We start from the raw sequence: 21881 nt of genomic DNA, 5'->3' as shown, positions 1-21881 counted from the left end.
GATACTTCTTAATATCGGATAATTCAAATTTTTAATCTATCCGATATTAAGACTATTCAATAGTCATAGAACGCAACTTAGTTCGGTAAGCTTCGAGGGCAATAGATTTAGAAATAAAACCAAAATATTTTCCGTCGCGTAAGACAGGTATAAAGGCTGATTTTGATCTTTCGAATTTAGTCATAACCACTTCCATACTATCAAAAGAGGAAATCACAGCCGGAGGTATTTTCATTACATCTTTAATCAAAGTATATTTTACACGATATGGATTAAAAATAATTTCGCGTATATCATTAAAATGTACCACACCAACAAGTTCGTTTTCTTTCGTGACAACGGCAAAAACAACCTGATTAGAATGCGAAATAAGATCAACTAATTTCGTTAGATGTTCATCCGGAGAAACCGTTAAATAATCGCATTGTATAATAGTGTCAATATCTAAAGTCGAAAGAATATTAGAATCTTTATTGCTCGTAAAAGCATGTCCTTTTTTTGCCAGGTTTTTTACGTCAAGCGAGTATTTTTCAAAACGTTTTGAAATCGCAAAACTTATAGAAGAAACAATCATAAGCGGAATCATTAAGCCGTAACCACCGGTAATTTCGGCAATTAAGAAAATTGCTGTAAGTGGCGCATGAAACAATCCGCTCAAAATACCGGCCATTCCAACCATCGTGAAGTTACTAATAGGCAGTTTTGATAAACCAATCAAAGTAATAAATTTGGAAAAGAAATAACCCAAATACGATCCCATAAATAATGAAGGAGCAAAGTTTCCTCCGTTTCCTCCACTTCCAAGAGTTAATCCGGAAGCGAATACTTTTACCATCATTGTGCATCCCACAAAAAGAAGTAAAACCCATTGGTTGTTTCTAAAATCAGCAAACAACGTATTGTCTAACAATTGTCCCGGGTCACTTTCTGATAGGGTTTTGATACTTTCATAACCTTCACCAAAAAGGGTTGGAAAAATAAAAATAAGCAACGCCAATAACGAAGAACCTATTAAGGCTTTTCTGTACGGCCCCATTTTTAAATTAGAAAAATAATGTTCGACTCTCTGAAAATTTCGAGCATAATAAACCGCAACAAAACCGGTTAAAACGCCTAAAAGAACATAAAAAGGAATGTTATGATAATTAAAAGTTTCTTGTTTTTTGAAAGACAATAAAATGCTTTCGTCTAATAAAATAGCAGAAACCAAAGCACCGGTCGCAGCCGAAATCATAATAGGGGTGAAGGCAGAAATACTAACATCTACCAATAAAACTTCGATAGCAAAAAGAACTCCGGCGATAGGAGCATTAAAAGCGGCTGAAATTCCTGCCGCAACCCCACAGCCAATAAGTAAAGTTCTGTCTTTATAAGATAGTTTGTAGCCTTGAGCATAGTTTGATCCAAAAGCAGCTCCGGTTATTACAATTGGACTTTCTAATCCGGCAGAACCTCCCAAACCTACCGTTAAGGAACTCGTAATGATTTGGGCATACATTTGCTTTTTAGGAATAATACTTGCCTTTTTTGCAACAGCATATAAAATTTGTGAAGTACCTTTTTGAATCGTGCCGTTCAAAACTTTTTTTACAACAAATACAGTTAGTAAAATACCAATTATGGGTAAAATACCATTAATGAAATTTAATTTAAGGATTCCGTTTATATAGGTAGCAAAAGAGAAAACACTGTGTGCAAATGTTTTTAAAACAATTACAGCCAATGAGCAGGAAATACCAACTAATACACTTGATAAAAAAATAAATTGCTTTGGGGTCAATATAGATTGAGCTAAAGCAATAATGCTCTCTAGTCTGCGAAAAAGTTTTCTTAACATTATTTGTTTAAAAAGTTAGGTAAACTACAAATTTAGGGCATAGAATTCGAAAATGTAAATTATTTCCGTTTATTTTTTCAGAATTTAAAAACCAGAAGCCGCATCGTCTCCGCGAAAATCGGCACCTCCTTCAAGATTTTTGTTTGGTAAAACCAAAATGGCATCGACTTTACCAAGTACGGGAGTTGGTTTTTCGTTAATCAAATAACCTTTAGATTTTAATAGGTCTAAAGTTTTGATATCAAAAGCATCAGCTTCAAAATTAATAAGATCCGGTAACCATTGATGATGAAAACGTGGAGCATTTACAGCTTCCTGCATACTCAGTTTGTATTCGTAAACATTTAAAATAGTTTGCAAAACCGAAGTTATAATGGTAGATCCTCCAGGAGTTCCTACAACCATAAAAAGTTTTCCGTTTTTTTCTACGATTGTTGGCGTCATAGAACTCAACATACGTTTTTGAGGAGCAATACTATTCGCTTCGCTTCCGACCAGACCAAACATATTTGGAGATCCGGGTTTTGCACTAAAATCGTCCATTTCGTTATTCAGAAAGAAACCTAATTCGTCACAATAATATTTAGAACCGTAACCATCATTTAAGGTTGTAGTTGCAGCAATTGCATTACCAAATTGGTCTACTATTGAATAATGTGTGGTTTCGGTACTTTCATTATACGTTATTTTTCCTTCTTTTATTTCAGATGATAAACTGGCTTTTTTAACATTAAAAGTCGACATTCTATCTTTTAAATAGGTATCAGCTAGTAATGCTTTTACGGGAATTTTGACAAAATCCGGATCTCCCAAAAACTGACTTCTGTCAGCATAAGCTCTTCGTTCGGCTTCAACAATTATCTGAATTGCTTCCGGAGAATTATGACCCATTTTTGCCAAATCATAAGGAGCAATCATTTTCAGGATTTGCGCCAGACAAATTCCGCCGCTGCTTGGCGGTGACATCGAAGTGATTTTTAAATCTTTGTAATTAAACTGAAGCGGTTTTCTCCACTTGGCTTCGTATTTGGCGAGATCTTCAAGTGTAATAATTCCACCTTTTTTAGTTAGATATTCAACTAAAATTTTAGCGGTTTCTCCTTTGTAAAACTCATCTCGACCGTTTTTAGAAATTCGTTTTAATGTATTGGCAAGAGCAGGATATTTAATAGTATCTTTTTCTTTAAAATTAGTTCCCAAAAGCGTTGTAGAACCGTTTACTTTTACGATCGATTCCCGATAATTATTCATACTTTTTTCCTGCTTTTTGGTAACAATAACGCCTCTTTCGGCAAGAGCAATAACGGGTTTTAAGATTTCGGACATTGGTAATGAACCAAATTTTTTATGCACTGCAAAAACTCCTGCAATAGTTCCCGGAACACCAATGGCAAGTGCAGTTTCGGTACTTTTTCCTTTTATTACATTTCCTTCTTTATCCAGAAACATATCTTTTGATGCTGCTAAAGGCGCTTTTTCACGATAATCTAAAGATCCAACTTCGCCATTTGCTTTTCTGTAAACCATAAATCCACCGCCGCCAATGTTTCCTGCAAACGGAAAAGAAACTGCCAAAGCCAGTTCGGTACCAATCATGGCATCAAAAGCATTTCCGCCTTTTTTCATAATCTCAACCCCAATTTTTGACGCTTCTTCGCGGGCAGAAACCACCATCGCTTTTGAAGTTACTAATCCTGTTGGATTTGTAGAAACCTGAGCTGAGCAGCTAATATAAATAAGGCTTAATAAAAGCGTAATTTTCTTCATAGTGATTGTAGTTTTTGACGGGCATGCAGTTTTATGTCTTCAAAAAACACGGTAAATTCCTGTTCAAAGTCGTCATAGAATTCTTTTAATTCTTCACTGGCAAATTGCATTTTTGATACATTTTTTGATCTTCTGTCCATTTGCGTTAAAATTTGATGAATTCCTTCAACGGTTCTATAACTCAAAAGCCAGTTTTGATCAATCATGTAGGGCATCATACCTTGCGTTTTTTCGGTTAGAATGGGATAATTTTCATGTAAGGAGCTGTAAAATCTATTAATGAAATCTTCGAGTTTTTCATCAGAATAATTAGACCAGTTTTTAGCTAAAAAATGATCATAAACAATGTCTACAATCACCCCCGAATAATGATGGTATTTTTCATGTAACCGCTTGGTGCTTTGTCTGAAAATATCGTGCGAATCGGTATAAGTATCAATAAAACGATGCAAAATAATTCCTTTCTGAACATCTTCGGGAAAATGTTCGAATTGTTTTCCGCGAATTCCATCGGCCATAAAATTGCCAATTTTGATTAAATCATTTTCACCGGAAAGATATATGTGGGCAAGGAAGTTCATTCTTTTTAAGTTGCTAAGTTTCTGAGAGGCTAAGATTCTAAGTTTTTCTTTTTTAAAGTTGCTACCAGAAACTTCGGGACTAAGAAATTAAGTTGTTTTAGTAAAAGTATGAAATCTTTTTTAAATCGTTTTTACCAGTAGACTTCACAATATAAACTTAACATTTTAGTTTATTTTTAAATCTTAGAATCTTAGTAACTTAGTCCCGAAGCTTCGGGATAATAACTCTTTTAAAAAAATCTTCGCCACTTAGCATCTTAGAACCTCAGTATCTTTTTTATATTTGTAACCGGTAACTATAACTCAAAAAAATGACTTTAATAAAATCAATTTCCGGTATTCGTGGAACGATAGGAGGAAAAGTAGGCGATAACCTGACTCCTGTTGATGCTGTAAAATTTGCATCGGCTTACGGAACCTTTTTAAAAAATAATACTTCAAAAGAAAAACTAACAGTTGTAATTGGTCGTGATGCCAGAATTTCTGGCCCGATGATTCACAATCTTGTTGTAAATACTTTAATTGGTCTAGGGATTAATGTTATTGATCTTGGACTTTCGACAACACCAACTGTTGAAGTTGCAGTGCCTTTGGAGAAAGCAGATGGCGGAATTATTCTTACTGCTTCTCATAATCCAAAACAATGGAATGCTCTAAAATTACTGAATGAAAAAGGAGAATTTTTAAGCGGGGCCGAAGGTGCTAAAATTCTTGAAATTGCCGATGCTGAAGCTTTCGATTTCTCGGATGTGGACAGTTTAGGCGAAATCACGATGAACGACGCTTACATGGATATTCATATCGACGAGGTTTTGAATTTGCCTTTAGTTGATGTTGAAGCGGTAAAAGCAGCAAAATTTAAAGTTGTTGTTGATGGAGTAAATTCTTCTGGCGGAATCATTATTCCGAAATTATTAGAATTAATGGGCGTTGAAGTAGTAAAATTATATTGCGAACCAAACGGACATTTTCCTCATAATCCGGAGCCTTTAAAAGAACATTTAACTGATATTTCTGAATTGGTAGTAAAAGAAAAAGCCGATTTGGGAGTTGTAGTTGATCCTGATGTGGATCGTTTGGCTTTTATTTGTGAAGACGGGGAAATGTTTGGTGAAGAATATACATTAGTCGCTTGTGCTGATTATGTATTGAGCAAAACTCCTGGAAATACGGTTTCGAACATGTCATCTTCACGTGCTTTGCGCGATGTAACTGTTGGACATAAAGGAAACTACGAAGCCAGTGCAGTAGGCGAGGTGAATGTGGTTGAATTGATGAAAAAGAACAACGCGATTATTGGTGGTGAAGGAAATGGCGGAATTATTTATCCTGAATTGCACTACGGACGTGATAGTCTGGTGGGAGTTGCATTGTTCCTGACACATTTGGCGAATATAAAAATGTCAGTTTCGGCATTGCGTGCTTCATATCCGGAATATTATATGAGCAAAAATAAAATTGAATTAACGCCACAAATTGATGTTGATGCTATTTTAGTTGCAATGACTGAAAAATATAAAAACGAAGATATTTCGACAATAGACGGTGTGAAAATTGATTTTGCTACAGAATGGGTTCATTTAAGAAAATCAAATACAGAACCTATTATTCGTATTTATACCGAAGCTCCATCTCAGGAAAAAGCTGATGTTTTGGCACTTCGAATTATAGACGAAATAAAAGCAATTGCGGGAATTTAAGTGAGATTTAACCGCAAAGCACGCAAGGTTTTTTATTCGTAAATCCTTAAAAACATAAAGTTCGCAAAGCTGAATCAATATAAAGCTTTGCGAACTTTTTTTTTAAAAAACAATCAAATTTTATTGAACTTTGGTAAAGTCTTTGCGTTCTTTGCGGTAAAAATGCATCATTTATGAATTTAGATATATTATAAAAAAATGCCCCGAACGTGAGCTCGGGGCATTTTTATATGTTTTAAATTCGATTAGAATTTGTATGTTAAGCTTCCCATAAAAGTACGTGGAGCCTGAACGTTGATTGTAGTATAACCGTTAAAGTACAATTCGTCTGTAAGGTTGTTTACTTTCAAAGACACTCTGTATTTAGGCTGATCGTAGTATAATGCAGCATTTACAACTGAGTAAGACGGAAGTTCAAAAGTTTGTCCAGGTCCTGCATTGTAGATGTATGTTGCATCTCCGTAGTTACCTCCAAATCCTAAACCTAAACCTTTAAGTGTAGTAGTTTGTAAATTGTAGCTAAACCAGTAGTTGATTAAGTTTTCCGGTCCTGCAGTTGCTGGTCTTAAATCGTTTAACTCAGAATCATTTTTAGCATAACCAACCAATAAATTTAATCCTGCAATTGGGTTAGCCGTAATTTCTAATTCAAAACCTTTACTAAATTGCGTACCATTTTGTATGCTTGCATTTGGCAAATTTGGATCAGCTGTTACAATATCTTCAACTTTAATTTTGTAATAACTAATTGTAGCACTTACTTTATTTTGAAAAGCATTTACTTTTACACCACCTTCAAACTGATTGGCTTTTTCAGGATCAAATTGTTTCATTTGAAGAGCGCCATCAACATTTGCATTTAAGAACCCTTTATTTGTAAAACTATTTTGGTAGCTACCAAATACAGATAATTGATCTTTTATAATTTGATAAACTGCTCCAAATTTTGGAGAGAATGCATTTTGAGAAAAAGTATCAGCTTTTGTGTTTGTAGCTGCATTAAATGTTCCCTGATTTTCAAAATGATCAAAACGTACTGCTGCAGAAAGAATCAAGCTTTCTGTAATGTTAATTGCATCTGCAACATAGGCACTGTAAGTTGATATAGCACTATTGGTTGTATATGGATTATAATTAGGACCATCTCCAACAAGTCTTTGTCTTACATTCGTAGGATTAAAATCATAATAATTGTCTGCCGTTCCTGTGTAATTTATTACATCGTATGGAGCATAACCTGGTAAATTATTATATACTAAATTATTTGTGCTATGATAGATATCACCACCAATTAAGAAACGGTTTCTCATTGATCCAATTTTGAAATCACCATTGAAGTTTTGTTGGAATTCAATAGCATTATCTCTTCCGTTTGCATCCCAAACGTTTCTTGATAATTGTTCGTTTGCTAAAAGATAAAACCAGGTTTGTAAACCCGCTGCTTTATTTGAGCTGCTGCTAAATACAGTTTGAGAATTCCATTCGTCAGAGATTTTATAATTTGCCTGTGCAAAAACATTAAATGTTTTCGTATTGGTCATAAATTCATCTCCTAAAAATGATCTTTTAAAGTTGATGTTAAGATCTTTGGCATTATCAAATCCTAGGTCTGCGCTAGAAGCAGAAAGGTATATTAATGGCATGCCAGAGTTATCCTGATTTCCAATTTCGGCATCAATAGAGATGTTCAGTTTTTCGTTTACCTGATAAGAGAAAGACGGTGCTATAAAGTAACTTTTTGAGTAACCGAAATCCTGAAAAGTATTAGCATTCCCTACAGAAGCATTTAATCTGAATAATGCTGTTTTATCGTCGTTAATTGGTGTGTTAACGTCAGCAGATAAACGATTAAAACCGTAGCTTCCGTTTTGATATGCAATTTCTCCACCAAAATTTTCATTAGGTTTTTTAGTCACACGGTTGATTAATCCTCCGTAAGAAGAAAGTACGTTTCCAAATAATGTAGCAGATGGCCCTTTTATAACCTCGATTTTCTCAAGATTTGCAGCATCAGAATTACTGTTTACTTTTCCTGCAATACCATTTCTTACTAAACTCTGAGTTGTAAATCCACGTAGTGAATACCAAGAACCTCCATCGCCTGCACGATTTGTAGCTCCCCATAATTGGTAAATACCCGGAACGTTTTTCAACGCTTCATCTTGATTGGTAACCAATTGGTCTTTCATTAATTGTTTAGTAACAACATTGTAAACCTGAGCGTTTTCAAGATTTTTGATCGTCATTCTTGAAACATATTCACTTTCTGTTTTAGTATATTTGTTAGCATTTCCTTTTACAAATACTTCAGTAAGAGTTTCAGATGAAGTTGTTAATGTAAAGTTTTCTGTAATCTCATCTCCGTCCTGAACAGTTATACTTTTTTCTTTAGAAGAAAAACCTACCGCAGTAGCTCTTAAAGTATAGTTACCCGGTTTGATGTTTTTGATCTCATAATTTCCCTGAGCATCTGTGTTGGTTCCAATTTTAGTTCCTCTAATAGTTACAGAAACATTGTCGGCACTTTCATCACTAGATAATGAAACTCTACCTTTAATGGTACCTGTTTGAGCAAATGAAGTTACAGCTGTTAGCAACATTAAACAGCACATTAACTTTGAAAATGATATTTTTACTTTCATGTTATTTAGAATTGTTTCGAATAGCGCAAATGTAAACGTTGTGTTAAAACAAAACAAGTTATCTTTATTTATTCTAAATAATAAAACGAAAGACGTATTTTATTGTTTATTTTTCAATAATTTATAACTAAAAAGGGGTTATTCTTTTTTTTAAATATAATTACTTGTTTAATCGAAACGAAAAGGAGAATAAAAAGCATTTTTTTTATTCTCCTTTTTACTTTTATGTTGCAATTTAACAGCAAAAACAATGATATTTAATTCACTATTAATTCTGGATGAATATATTAACAAGAACTTTTTTAAAATGATTTTGTTTAAAACAAAAAATCCAAAAAACAACAAGTGCTTTTTGGATTTTAGTTTCTTCTAAAATATTATTCAACTTTGTGTTTCCATCTTTTATGTGTCCATAAATAATATTCAGGACACTCGTAAATTTGTTTTTCTACTTCTTTTAAATACTTTTCAGTAATTTCAAAATTTTCAAAGTCATTAGGATTATCAGCGATAGTTAAGAAAGTGGCTTCATAATAACCTCTTTTTACTTTTTTTACTTTTACCATTATCACGCTTAAATCATATTTTTTTGCAAGCATTTCGGCTCCCGTGTGTACAGGAACTTCAATGCCCATAAATTTCATTGAATGAAAAATTCTGTCCAGTTTCGGAGACTGATCACTTGCCAATCCGTACAAACTTAATTTTCCTTGACGCTGATTTTGAGCCATAGTTGGAATAGCTTGTCTTGTCTCAATTAACTCTGTATTATATTTTGAACGAATTTCGCGGATTAATTTGTCAAAATAGCGATTGGCAATCCTTTTATATATTGCAATTCCCTGAAAACCAAGTTTAGGATTAATGGTCAAAAGCCATTCATAACTAGCATAATGCGAAGCAACGAGAATTACACTTTTACCTTTTTTTGCATAATCCTGTACGAGTTCAATATTAGTAACCTGAAATCTTTTCTCCATTTCTTCAGGAGAAATACTCATCGTTTTGATAGTCTCCAAAAACATATCACACATGTGCTTATAGAATTTCTTTTCGATTTCTTTTCGTTCAGCATCATTTAAATGCGGTAAAGTCATTGTAAGGTTTTCTCTTACAACTTTTTTACGATAACCTACAATGTGATATATAATGAAATGTACGAAATCAGACAGCCAATAAAATATTCGAAAAGGTAATATTGAGATAAGCCAGAGTAAAGGATAGGCCAATATATAAACGAGAGATTGCATGTAATTTTTTTTACAAATATAAAATAAAAATGAATAAAGATGGATATTTTGGTCTCATGCTAACATATGTTTAAGAATGACTATATTTACATTTCAAATTAAAAATTTTTTATGAATATCATTTTAATTGGGATTATAGTTGCCAATGTTTTAATTAGCTGGAAAGGTTTTGAAGATTATTCTTTTATGAGGAAATATGAATTTCATGTAGGAAGTATTCGTTCCGGAGAACAAATCAGGATGCTGTCATCTGGTTTTTTGCATGTTGATATCATGCATTTAGTTTTTAATATGCTTACGCTTTGGTTTTTTGCTCCGGTTGTTTTAGGTTGGCTGGGTAATTTTTCGTTTGTATTGGTTTATTTTGGGAGTTTAATTTTTGGGAGTTTACTAACAATGGTTTTCCATAAAAATGATTATAGTTACAGAGCCGTTGGAGCTTCTGGAGCTGTAACAGGTGTTTTATATTCGGCAATTCTTTTACAGCCGGATATGATGTTGGGAATATTTTTCGTGATTCCAATTCCAGCCTATCTTTTCGGAATTTTATATTTATTGTATTCTATTTACGGAATGCGTGCTAAAAACGATAATATTGGTCATACAGCCCATTTTGGAGGTGCTGTGGGTGGTTATTTGATTACTTTGATAAAAGAACCATCATTACTAACAGACCATACGATGATGGTAATCTTGCTGGCGATTCCTATTGTGATACTTTTTGTGCTTGCAAAATTGGGGAAAATATAATGTGGCACAACTTTTGAAATGCCATTATTGAATAATTAAAATTTAACAAAAATGAAAAAACTAGTATTATTTTTAACAATCATGTTTATGACTATGTCTTACGGCCAGGAAACCAAACAAATTCCTCTAATTAATATAAATGGAGAAGGAAAAGTAAAAGTAGCGCCTGATCAGGTTTGTATTTCAGCTACAGTTGAAACAAAAGGGAATAATGCTAAAGACGTCAAAAAGCAAAACGACGAAAAAATGGATGCTGTTTTAAAATTCATTAAAAAAATGAATGTTCCAACAGCAGATTTTAAAACAAAACAAGTTGCGCTAAATCCGCAATACGATTACGAAAAAAAGAAAACAAGTTATAATGCTACTCAAACTGTAGAAATTGTATTAAAAGATTTATCTAAATACGATGAATTAATGGAAGGTTTGGTTCAACAAGGAATCAATCGTATAGATAAAGTTTCTTTTGAAACTTCTAAATTAGTTCAGTTACAGTCAGATGCTCGTAAATTAGCAATGAAAGATGCTAAAGTAAAAGCAGAAGATTACGTATCAGTTTTAGGACAAAAAGTAGGGAAAGCTTTTGTGATTTCTGATAATTCACAAATTTACCAGCCACAGCCAATGTATGCTGCAATGAGAATGAAAGAATCAGCTGATGCAATGGGGGCTTCAAACGAAACTCTTGCTATTGGAGAAATCGAAGTTACAGCAAACGTAAGTGTGAGTTTTATTTTAGAATAATATTTCAAATAAATTCCAAATAATAAATCCAAATTCCAACTTAAAAATTGGGATTTGGATTTTTTTATATTTAATTGAAAAAAGATTTAGTACAACGCCTGAGTAAAGTCGTCTATTAAATCCTGCGTATCTTCAATTCCTATTGATAGTCGAATTAGAGAGTCTTCAATTCCCATTTCTTTTCTTCGTTCGGCACCAAGTTCATGAAAAATTGTTCTTGCGACCGGAATAGCGAGAGTTCTCGTATCTCCCAAATTACTGGATTTGATGACAATTTTCAAACGGTTTAAAAAAGTTACGCAATCAACTTTATCGTCTAATTCAAAACTCATCAAACCTCCAAATCCATCAAATAACTCAGATGCAATTTTATGTTGTGGATGACTTTCTAAACCAGGATAATTAACTTTTTTGACTAATTGATGATCTTCCAGAAAACGAGCTAAAATTAAAGCATTGCTGCAGGTTCTTTCCAATCTTAAAGCCAAAGTTTCTGATCCCACCGAAATACTATGTGCAGCCTCCGGAGATAATGTACCGCCTCCATCTCGTAATCCTCTTTTTCTAATTTGAGTAATTCCGAGTAAAGCCGGAGAAATCTGTTCTTTTAAAATAGGAGCAATGTTGGAGAAATTATTCCAGTCATACAAACCTGTATCTGTAACACTGCCTCCAAGGGCATTGCCGTGACCGCCTATATATTTTGTCAGCGAATTAATAACCAAACTGGCTTTGACATTAATTGACTTAAAAAGATAAGGCGACGTCATCGTATTATCAACAACATATAGTAGATTATTCTCTGAACAAAAAGTACCAATTTCATCCAATGCAGCGATTTGAGTAGCCGGATTTGCGATAGTTTCAACAAAAACCATACGAGTATTTTGTTGATACGCTTTTTTTACGTTTTCTATATCAGTAACATCAACAAAAGATATTTGAATACCAATTTCCGTAAATGTCTGCATAATACTTCTGGTGTTACCAAAGAGGTAAGAACTTGCAATAATATGATCATCCTTTTTTAAAAGTGATGAAATAGTGGCACTTATGGCCGCCATACCAGTGGAGAAAGCCACCGTGGAAAGACCATTTTCCATTTGTGTTACCTTATTTTCTAATGCGGTCACCGTTGGATTGCCTTGTCTTGAATAAGCGTAACCTTTTGTTTTATTCTGAAAAACATCAATAAGTCCGTTTACATCCTCATATCCCCACGTTACAGCTGTATGTATAGGTTGATGTAATGCGCCAAATTCAGGTTTTAAAAGTCGGTCTGAATGTAATATTGTAGTCGTAAATCCTTTTTTATTTTTCATAGGTATTGTATGCGCAACTTGTGTTTTGTTAATGTCTAATTTATTTTAAGCTAAATTAATCAATAAAATAGTAGTCGACCAGAATTAATTGCCAAAAGTATAACGTACCGTAAACCCGGAACTAATTGTAGTAAGCGGAAACGAAGTCGAAATAACAGGCTTTGAAAAAGAATGATTGTAATAAAAAATCATCGTTAAGTTTTTACTCAGCGAATAATCTGCTGTAGTTTTTAAAGTCCAGATACTCTGCCCGGCGGCCAACTGATTGTTGTCATAATCCAGATATCTTACAATGGTTTTGTTGTCTCTCAAAGTCAAATCGGCTTTTATGATAATATCGCTTTTTATGGTATTTGTTGGATTATCTGCGAGTTTTGATGTAAAAACAACATCTTTAATTCGATAACCAAGACCTATAATGTATTCAATTCCATTAACTTCAGTCAGATTGTTATTGTCAAAACTCATCGATAAAGTTCTGTCTTTATTAATTTGTGTAAGAAGCTTAAACGAATTTTTTAGTTCAAAATCGATTTTTAAAAACGGATTAAATTGTTCTGCCAATGTTACATTAGAAGTTATGGTTTGGTTGTAATAATTTCCATTGTCATCCATGCCATTTGGATTTTTGGTGTAATTATAATTCGAATTGAAAGCATTTACCGTATAAGTTGCCTGATAACTGTGCTGGAGAGAAAATCTTTTAAAAGTTTTTTTGAAGAAATTATAACGCATTAATCCATTGTATTTCAGCGACCAGTTAGGAATTGGAATATTTCTAAAAAGCGCCAACGACGCATTATTAGCATCGGTTCCCGTATAAGCGGCCAAAAAAGAAGCCAACAAAACCGCTTGATTGGTACTTCCATATCCTAACGGAAATCCATCTGCACCAATATTTGCTGCGTTGTTAATATTGATTCCTCTTTGTTCTGCGAGTCTTCTTGCAATGGTAAGTCTGTTTTTTCTAAAATCATTAAAAGCAACCGAACTATTTTCATCGCTGGATAAAAACGCCGTTTTAATCAATACAGTCGAAACGCTAAAAGCGCCAGAAGTATACGGAGATCTGGAATTATACTGACCATTGCTCACATCATATTGTTCCGAAAAATTTTCAGAATAAGTTCTGTTTGCTAATAAATCAATCTTTAAGTCAGGAATCAGTTCTACATTTGCAGCACCTTTAAAAATTTGACTTTTTGAAGTTGTATAATTTTGATTGAATTCCTGATAAGTCGTCAGCCAGCCTTTTCTGGCCGCTTCGTATCGAATGTCGCTTTGACTTCCAAAAACAAATCCCAAAGTAGGTTTTGAAAATCCCATAAAGCTCGAAGTAGGCAGGTAACCAGGCAGAACAGTTCCGCTATTTTCGGTGAAATTTAATGTCACATTTTTAACACTTGTTAATATTCCGTAAAGACCTTTCAAAAAAGAACTTCTGTTGTTTGTCTTAGTAACTTCTGTTCGTACAATTTTTTCTCCCGGTTTTGGAATGGTTACTTTTGGTGCAGTTTTAGTATCCGTGATTTTTGAAATTCCAATATATTTATAAAAAGTTTCCATATTAAATGAAGCACTCAAATTGCTTGTATTGGCATTTTGAATCGTATTTCCTAAATTATAATTCACACCGTCAACTTCAATTTTGGTTAAGGCTTCAGAGGAACGCTGCCAATTGTAATCGCCTGTATATGTTAAATTGGCTTTTACAAAACTAAATACTGGGATTTTATTAAGCGGAATATCATAAGATACAATAAGCTTTTGCATATACTTATTCGGCTCACCAATATTAAAATAGTTGTCAGAAATTTTAAAATCATCAATTTGCTGATTGTCGCTGTTAAGATAATTCTTTACGATATTGCTCGATGTTGAACTATAATTTAGCTTTAAAGATTTTGTCAAATTAAAAGTAAAACCATATTGAATATTAAATTCAAAATTTCTGCTGTAAGATGGTTCCAGAGCAATTCCTTCTACATCAACCTGACGATATTGCTGTTTGTTGTACTGCCTTGCAATATTTGTATTGAATGTAATATTCGAGGGCATATAATTAAAGTTGAAATCACTCAAAAGCTTCCAGTAATTGCTTTTTTTCATGAATTTGGTTTTCTTAAAAGGCTCAACGTTTTTTGACTCTGTGGTATAATCATAATTTAAAGTCGTATTGGTTTTTTGATCTATATAACTTTCCCTTTCATAATCATGGCTTTCAGTTTCGTTGTACGATTGCGAAAATGTAAAATTTTCAACATCATAAATATGGGCTTTTTGTTCCGGTTTTCTTTCTTTTCTGATTCCGATAAAATTAATACTCGTTGTTTTGGTATAATCAATTGCTCTGGTTTTAATGTTATCTCTTTCGGCTTCACTTTCAGCTGTATTTAACATGGTTTCAAGTGTAATGTCCGGATTTTCAGGATCGTATTTTGGAGTAATAAGAGTTTCAGACGCTGCGTAATTCAAAGGGAGATTCAAGCCCCAATTTTTGGGTAACAATTTTCCAAAATTCACATTCGTCATTACGTTATATTGCTGTACATCTTCCTGACTTCTTTCAAGGGAACTCTGTTCTAAAGATCCAAAACCCATTGTGCTCATTTTTCCGGTTGCCGAAATAGTTGCAAAATCGGCCAAATTAGTATCAAGATTAACGACAGCAGCCATTCCGCCGCTATTGTCCATTTCTGCAAGCCGTAATTCATCAAACCAAACTTCTCCTTTAATATCCTGATGCTGATCGCTGTTTTTTATTCCAACCATTAAAGTTCGCACAGATCCTAAGTTTGGATTTCCTTTTACACCCAATCTTAATTTATTGACTTTTGAAGAAAGCGAAGGATCTAGTTTTTCATCATCTTCGCTTAAATAATAAATGCCGTCGACGGGAAGATCAGTTGTTGCTATTTTTTTGTAAAGTATTTTTAACTGCGATAATAATGATAATGATAAATCAATTTCGTTGCTTTCCGGCCAAACGGTTTCTGCACTCAAAGGCGAACAGCCGGACGGAAGTGTAACTTTTAAAGGAATTTCTATCTGATAAAAATTTTCGGTATAATCATTTCCTAAACGAATAAAAGCGCTCATTTGATTGTCTGTCAACACTGTCTGATTTGTCAGCGATTCTGCATGCAGAAACATTTTTAGCTTTTTATATTGGCGCATGTCCATACTAATACTTTTATAAACTGCTCTGGAATCTGCTGGTTCTAAACCTTTTCCTGACACTTTCAAACCCAATGACTGCTCATTTTGCGAAATAACAGTATTGCCACTATAAACCTGTTCTCTTTCTACGCCCGGAGGAAGCACATAATTTACAGGACATTTCCCGTCGTTTTCTTCGATGTTTACTGCTAGTATGTCTAATTGCGTATTGTCATCATCTATGTTTGTATCTGCAGCATCAAGTGTTTCTGTATATCTTCGCCATTCGCCTCGCTGTAAATCTAAAGCGCCAAAACGAAGCGTAACAGATTGACTAAAACCCGTCATAAACATTCGCATAAAACGTATAGAAGTAAAATCAGAAATGCTTCCAATTGTATTTTGAGGCTGTGAAATCGGAATTTTAAACTGAATCCATCTTGCTTCTGTCGAATTTCCGTTGGGCAATGTAACCTGAGTATTTCGAATATCAGTAATATAATTTTCTCCAATTTCCATATTAGGTTTCATATCAATACTATATTCATAATACGCATTGATGGTATTCATCGTAAAATCGCCATTAATATCTTCAGTATTTGGCAGTGTAGTAGCTCCACGATTGGCATCATCTGCACTTACCGCCGAGTTTCCATCAGTTCCATTGTATTTTTTGTAACGTTCTAAAACATCACCCGAAGTATTCAAATAATAGGTATAATCATCACCGGCGGGATCAGTTTCAGCTGTATAATTGGTGTAAACTTGAGCTTCCTGACTATTTTTTAAACCATCCAGACCTATATCCTGATTGCTGCGATTGGCAGAATCAGTATCAAAAGCGTAAGTAAGAGATTGTGAAGCAGGAACATCTCCCCAAATACCACGTGGCGTTACGACAAGTTGATCTGTACCGAGTCCGTTTTCATATTGTTTTCTTCCATCTTTTAGAACATCTTCGGAGATTTCACCTAAATTGAAATATACTTTGCCTGAATTTTCAGGATTTGATTTTCCATTTCCAACGTAAGGATCTAAAACCCAAAACTGAATATATTCAACATTTCCCTGCTCAAAATTGGTAGAATTTAAGGATCTCATTATACCTCCAAAATTGTCTTTCGGAGAATTGGCAAAATCCAATCCGTTATTATAAGGGCCTCTTTCAGAAGGATAATAACTTAAATCTAAAGTGCTTACAACAAGAGTTTGTCCTGTTTCAGTTTCGGTGTTCGGATACAATTCTTCTTTGTAAATTCTTCTGGTAGAATTTAATGAAAGATCATCATTTGAAATTCCCGAAGGTTTAGACGTATAAAAAACAGGATCAATCGTGTACCAGGCTAATTTTGCTCTTTTAAAACCATAACTTAAATCGGTAGCGCTTTCGCTGAAATTATAAGCACTCGCTGTATTATTTGCCGGAGTTGATGACAAACTCCAGGCATAAGCCGAACTTAAATCTGTAGTTGTTGCCGTACTTTCAAAATCATCTACATAAATAGTCGATTCTCCTTCAAAATTACTTGCTTTGGCGGTATTAGGTTTTAAAAATGCAACTTCGCCGCGTACGGAAATATTCGACGGAACATCAGTATCAATATTGGGAAGTTTGTTGACCAATCTGGTAAAAAAAGGAACTTCACTTGAGAAATTAGTATTGAGCCCAAAAATAGTATTGTCTACAGATTCCTGCCCGTAGACTGATTTTTGAGTCAATGGTTTTTCGGTATATTTTAAATAGGTTGCACCAATGGTAAATTGGTCGGATATTTTATGGTCAATATTTAAGCCAATAAAACTTTTGGTCTGCTGTCCAAAAACAGAATTATTTTCTAATGTTACCGTAATACTGGCATTTGAGGCCAAAAGTGTGGCATCCAAGATATGAACTTTTCCTAATTGATAATCAACGCTGTAATCAATTCCTTCTGTCAAAGTACGGCCTTCGGCAGTAACAATTACAGAACCGCTTGCAATATTGGTTGAACCTACCGAAATTCCGTCAGATCCGGATGATTTGTATTTTCCTTTTAATAAATATTTGTTTTTATCACTGTCCTGCTGTGCACCCGTTTGCGTATTGTTGTATAAACTTCTAAAAACGTACTTTTTTTGATTCGCATTATAAGAAGCCGTATTGTTGTAATCTTCAGATGTATTTGAAGTTAATTTTTTGAAAATCAATTCTCCAAAAGGTTCTTTGGTGGTAAAAATTATTCTTCCGTTTGAAGTATCCATTGTTATTCCCGAAACATAATCGAAGAAACCATCACCTCCGTCCTGCGGATCATTTGTAGAATTTAGCCTGTCAAGATTAAAAACTCTCAATAAAGGCGTTTCGGATACTTTATTATCATCAGTTGGGTTGGGAGGGAAGGACGTGACCGGCGTAATATAATTTAATGCAGAGGGATTGGCATACATAATATTAAACTTGAAATCTTCCTGACTCAGTTGATAGGCATTTGGAATTTGGTAAATATTTTTCATCATCAGATTCCAAACCGGATTTTTTAAGTTTACCAGACTGCTTTTTAGCATTTTTAAAACCAAACTTTGTGTTGTTACGGTTTCTGAGTTGGTAACAACAGTAGCATCAACACCATCGCCTGCAAATTCTCCCACCTGATAAACCTGATCTCCGGATGTGTATTGATAAGCAACCGCAAGTATTTCATCATTAGCGAGTTTTTGTACCAGCGAAATATATCCCAATTGTTTGTTCAGTGTATATTCCGTCGAACTTAATTTTCGGGCATTTTCTAGTTTTGAATAATCCTGACCTTCATTTACCGTAACATTAAATCCGGAAGATGCTGTTGCGATTTCGCGTATATTACTGTTCAATAAACCACCTCCGGATTTTATTTGAGCCGGATCATAATCGTTATTTGAGTTATCCGAAGGAGAATCAGCGCTGTTGTTAAACATTCCGGACGACGGATTCAAAACAACCACCTGATCGTCTGTAAGACCAGATAACTGCGATTCTCCCAAATCCTGAATAGCCACAATATTTCGTAAATTATTGGCTGTTGTACTTACCTGGCTTTTTTTGTTTGTAACCCAGACTTCTATTCTTGAAATCTGAATTCGGCTATCAATTAAAGGATAGTTTTTAAGAGATGCATCGTATTTGTTCCTAAAGTATTGTGATAAAAAAAAGTGCCTGTTGCTGTCGTAATCAAGTGCATACATACTAAATTCCTGAACTGTGCCGCTTCCTTCTGCACTTACCGTTTTGGTTTCTGATTTTTGCTGAGAAAAAACGCCTGTAACGGTTGTTTTACCAAATTGTAGTTGGGTTTTTACACCAAATAAACTCTGTGCACCCGTAATTAAAGTGCTGTTTAAAGGCATGCTGACATTTCCGACTTCAATATTTTGGATAATATCATCTTCATCCGGAGTGTAGGCTAATTTGAATAAATTTTGAAATGCAAAAGTCGACTGTGTATCGTAATTTACATTTATTCTCAATCTTGTTCCTACTTTTCCCATCAAAGACAAACTAATTCGCTGATCAAAATCGAAAGTAAGGCTTGATCTGTTTTTTGGTGATAATGCCGGATTATCCTGTTTGGAATATAATAAACCTAAGTCCATTTCGACAGATCCTGTAGGTTTTACATCTATAGTATTGCTACCAAATATAGATTCAAAAAGTCCCGAATTGATATAATATCTTGGCAGTAAATCTTTTTGAGCAGTTTGTGTACCATCTTTTTTAGCTTCTATGGCATCTGTCTTTTTTTTAAAATAATTCCGTCTTGATTCTTTCAATATTAAATCTTCGTATTCAGCAGGAGTTAAAATCAGCGGATAGTTAATCGAAAAATCATCTACAGAATCTGTATAAACATAGTTATTTGTAACAGGATCATAGGTATAAGCTGATAAGATGCTTTTGGGATTTGCCAATTGAATTTTTCCAATAGCGTATCCACTTTTTACAGTATCCTGAACCACAGGCGCAATTTGAGCCTGAGATGTAAAAGCATAGAGAAACAGTACAAGAAAAAATAATTTTTTATGCATTTAAAAGGTTTCCAGTAACCTTTGTTATTTATTTTGATGATTAAAAAAATGCTCTTTAATTCAATTGAATTTTTAAAACTAAAAAAAAGGTTCGTATTACCATTAAAATGATAAGACAGATTTGGTAATTGAACAAAGAATTATTTGAATGTTACTAGAAGGTAATTTTGCTGAATAGGCTTATAAAATTTAAATACGCTGAGGTTTATTCCTCCAATTCGTATTCAAAGAAATTACTAAAGGCTGGTATAAAATAATAAAGTAGAAGTATGGAGCTATTTGCTATACAGGGTTGTAAATTCGATCGATGAAATTTTTTCGAAAGACCAAATATTATGGAGAAAGAAAGAAAATTGAGTGGTTTTTTTATCAAAAAAATCCCTGACTTCAAACTTTATGAAATCAGGGATGGAATAAAACAACATTTTTAAAACCAATAATTAAGTTATTGACAGAGATGCGGACTCGGTGGGACTTGATATGTCAATTATCAATGCTCGTTTCTAAAATTTCTTTTCTAAAATGAATACCCCAGTTTAAAATTTCATCTAGTAGTTTCCTCATGCTCTCTCCTAATGGAGTAAGTGAATATTCTACAGTTACAGGCATACTGTCATAAAGAGTGCGGGTAATAATCTTATTTGTTTCTAAAGCTTTTAGTTCCTGCGAAAGCATTTTAGGAGAAATATCCGTAATATCTCTTTGTATTTCTCCAAAACGTTTGTTTCCGTGATTTAAAGAGATAATTATAGGCAAGCGCCATTTTCCCTGAATAACTTCCAGAGTGTCCCTTGCAATCATTAATCTATGTCGGCAAACATCATTTTTTTGATTCATATCTAATTTGGTTTAAAACAATACTTACTTAAATGTAACTACTTACTAAGAGGTAACTAGTATATATTAGATAGTAAATGTATATAATTTTGCTCATATAATAAATTGTAAAAATTATGAAAAATAAAACAACTTGGGTTATAGACCCAGTACACTCCGAAGTGTTATTTAAAATCAAACATTTGGTTATCTCTTCTGTAACCGGTTCCTTTAGGAAGTTCGAGGGAAATGTAATTTCTGAAGGAACAGATTTTAGCAATGCAAAATTTGCATTGAGTATTGATTTAAAAAGTATAGATACGAATCAGTCACAAAGGGATGAACATTTACAAAGTGGTGACTTTTTTGAAGCTGATACTTATCCTGAGATAATTTTTGAATCTATATCCTTTTTAAAAGTGGACAACAATCATTATAACATGATAGGGAATCTGACATTAAAAGGTGTAACCAAACCAATTAATTGTATGTAGAATATGGTGGTTTTGAAAATGACGGACATGGGAATGTGAAACACGGATTTGAAATAACAGGAATAGTGAATCGAAAAGAGTTTGGAATGTCCTGGAACAAGATTACAGATAAAGAGGTCTGGGGTTAGGGGAAGATGTAAAACTTATTGCAAATATTCAGATTTCTAAAATTGTGGAGTAGGATATTCTAAAGTTTATTTAAATGCACAAGGATTTTACTTGTGCATTACTCTTTTGCTAACATATATAATATAGTATAAAAAGGGTTTTTGAGAAAATTGAGTATTGATTCTAAAAATTATTTGAATATGTGTATCCAAAATCGATAGAAACATATGATAAAGCTCTGATATCAGTAAAAGAGAGTTTTTTTAAAAGTGTAAATTTACGTGCTTAATACAAATAGTAAGAAAAATCGTTATTTAATTGAAAAAAGATTTTAGTCTAAAATTATTGTTATCAGAAAGTTAGGAAATAGTTTTAAAAAAGATTGAAAAAAAGTGCTGGTAAAGTATTGCAAATGTCAATAAAGGTTGTACTTTTGCACCCGCTTTGAAACACAAGCGAAACAAAATTGAAACACGTTCGTAGACATATTGAATTGACAGCCGTTTTGAGAGAGATTTCAAAACAAAAGAATAAGAGTAATGGAATCGAGAGATTTGAAAAGAACCGATAGAGAGTCATCGCATAATAATTAGCTTAGATTTATTTAAGCAAACAATATACGATGAAGAGTTTGATCCTGGCTCAGGATGAACGCTAGCGGCAGGCTTAA

The 21881-nt window shown here is 33.7% G+C and carries 13 protein-coding genes; 5 read left to right on the top strand and 8 right to left on the bottom strand.

Annotated features, from left to right (window positions below):
- Positions 1 to 52: 52 nt before the first annotated feature.
- From BUE22_RS10775 to BUE22_RS10765, 3 genes are all read right to left on the bottom strand, one after another.
- Positions 53 to 1837: a chloride channel protein gene (locus BUE22_RS10775; RefSeq protein ID WP_073395050.1), complete on the bottom strand. Its 1785-nt coding sequence runs from the start codon at positions 1835 to 1837 to the stop codon at positions 53 to 55.
- An 84-nt stretch (positions 1838 to 1921) separates the two neighbouring features.
- Positions 1922 to 3604 carry a gamma-glutamyltransferase gene (gene ggt, locus BUE22_RS10770; RefSeq protein WP_073395049.1) on the bottom strand — a complete coding sequence of 561 codons (1683 nt, stop codon included), beginning with the start codon at positions 3602 to 3604 and terminating at the stop codon, positions 1922 to 1924.
- Positions 3601 to 4185 carry an acyl carrier protein phosphodiesterase gene (locus tag BUE22_RS10765; protein ID WP_073395048.1) on the bottom strand — a complete coding sequence of 195 codons (585 nt, stop codon included), beginning with the start codon at positions 4183 to 4185 and terminating at the stop codon, positions 3601 to 3603. The genes ggt and BUE22_RS10765 overlap by 4 nt, the downstream gene beginning before the upstream one ends.
- Positions 4186 to 4496: 311 nt before the next feature.
- On the opposite strand from BUE22_RS10765, the gene glmM reads away from it, so the two are divergent.
- On the top strand, positions 4497 to 5885 hold the full coding sequence (glmM, locus tag BUE22_RS10760; RefSeq protein WP_042564974.1) for a phosphoglucosamine mutase: 1389 nt from the start codon (positions 4497 to 4499) through the stop codon (positions 5883 to 5885).
- 245 nt (positions 5886 to 6130) lie between these two features.
- Here the strand turns inward: glmM and BUE22_RS10755 are convergent, their stop codons facing one another.
- Positions 6131 to 8527: a TonB-dependent receptor gene (locus tag BUE22_RS10755; protein WP_073395047.1), complete on the bottom strand. Its 2397-nt coding sequence runs from the start codon at positions 8525 to 8527 to the stop codon at positions 6131 to 6133.
- 377 nt (positions 8528 to 8904) lie between these two features.
- Positions 8905 to 9777 carry a lysophospholipid acyltransferase family protein gene (locus BUE22_RS10750; RefSeq protein ID WP_073395046.1) on the bottom strand — a complete coding sequence of 291 codons (873 nt, stop codon included), beginning with the start codon at positions 9775 to 9777 and terminating at the stop codon, positions 8905 to 8907.
- A 111-nt stretch (positions 9778 to 9888) separates the two neighbouring features.
- Between BUE22_RS10750 and BUE22_RS10745 the strand changes: the two genes are divergently transcribed.
- Both BUE22_RS10745 and BUE22_RS10740 read left to right on the top strand, forming a co-directional pair.
- Complete coding sequence (locus tag BUE22_RS10745; protein ID WP_073395045.1) at positions 9889 to 10527, top strand: rhomboid family intramembrane serine protease; 639 nt, start codon at positions 9889 to 9891, stop codon at positions 10525 to 10527.
- A 51-nt stretch (positions 10528 to 10578) separates the two neighbouring features.
- Positions 10579 to 11271, top strand: coding sequence for an SIMPL domain-containing protein (locus BUE22_RS10740; protein ID WP_073395044.1), 693 nt, complete (start codon positions 10579 to 10581; stop codon positions 11269 to 11271).
- Between the two features lie 86 nt (positions 11272 to 11357).
- On the opposite strand, the gene BUE22_RS10735 is transcribed toward BUE22_RS10740, so the two are convergent.
- The 3 genes from BUE22_RS10735 to BUE22_RS10725 all read right to left on the bottom strand — a co-directional run bounded on the left by BUE22_RS10735 (position 11358) and on the right by BUE22_RS10725 (position 20630).
- Positions 11358 to 12593, bottom strand: a complete 1236-nt coding sequence (locus BUE22_RS10735; protein ID WP_073395043.1) for a cystathionine gamma-synthase family protein — start codon at positions 12591 to 12593, stop codon at positions 11358 to 11360.
- A gap of 84 nt (positions 12594 to 12677) precedes the next feature.
- Positions 12678 to 19793, bottom strand: a complete 7116-nt coding sequence (sov, locus tag BUE22_RS10730) for a T9SS outer membrane translocon Sov/SprA (RefSeq protein ID WP_073395042.1) — start codon at positions 19791 to 19793, stop codon at positions 12678 to 12680.
- Positions 19794 to 20276: 483 nt separating this feature from the next.
- Positions 20277 to 20630: a winged helix-turn-helix transcriptional regulator gene (locus tag BUE22_RS10725; protein WP_073395041.1), complete on the bottom strand. Its 354-nt coding sequence runs from the start codon at positions 20628 to 20630 to the stop codon at positions 20277 to 20279.
- 116 nt (positions 20631 to 20746) lie between these two features.
- Between BUE22_RS10725 and BUE22_RS10720 the strand changes: the two genes are divergently transcribed.
- Together BUE22_RS10720 and BUE22_RS23900 are read left to right on the top strand one after the other, a co-directional pair.
- Positions 20747 to 21103, top strand: a complete 357-nt coding sequence (locus BUE22_RS10720; RefSeq protein ID WP_243396824.1) for a YceI family protein — start codon at positions 20747 to 20749, stop codon at positions 21101 to 21103.
- Complete coding sequence (locus BUE22_RS23900; RefSeq protein WP_243396825.1) at positions 21094 to 21231, top strand: hypothetical protein; 138 nt, start codon at positions 21094 to 21096, stop codon at positions 21229 to 21231. Before BUE22_RS10720 ends, BUE22_RS23900 begins: the two co-directional genes overlap by 10 nt.
- The last annotated feature ends 650 nt before the right edge of the window (positions 21232 to 21881 follow it).

Source organism: Flavobacterium pectinovorum, assembly GCF_900142715.1.
GTDB classification, from domain to species: Bacteria; Bacteroidota; Bacteroidia; order Flavobacteriales; family Flavobacteriaceae; genus Flavobacterium; species Flavobacterium pectinovorum.
This window is presented reverse-complemented; position numbering and strand designations above follow the sequence as displayed.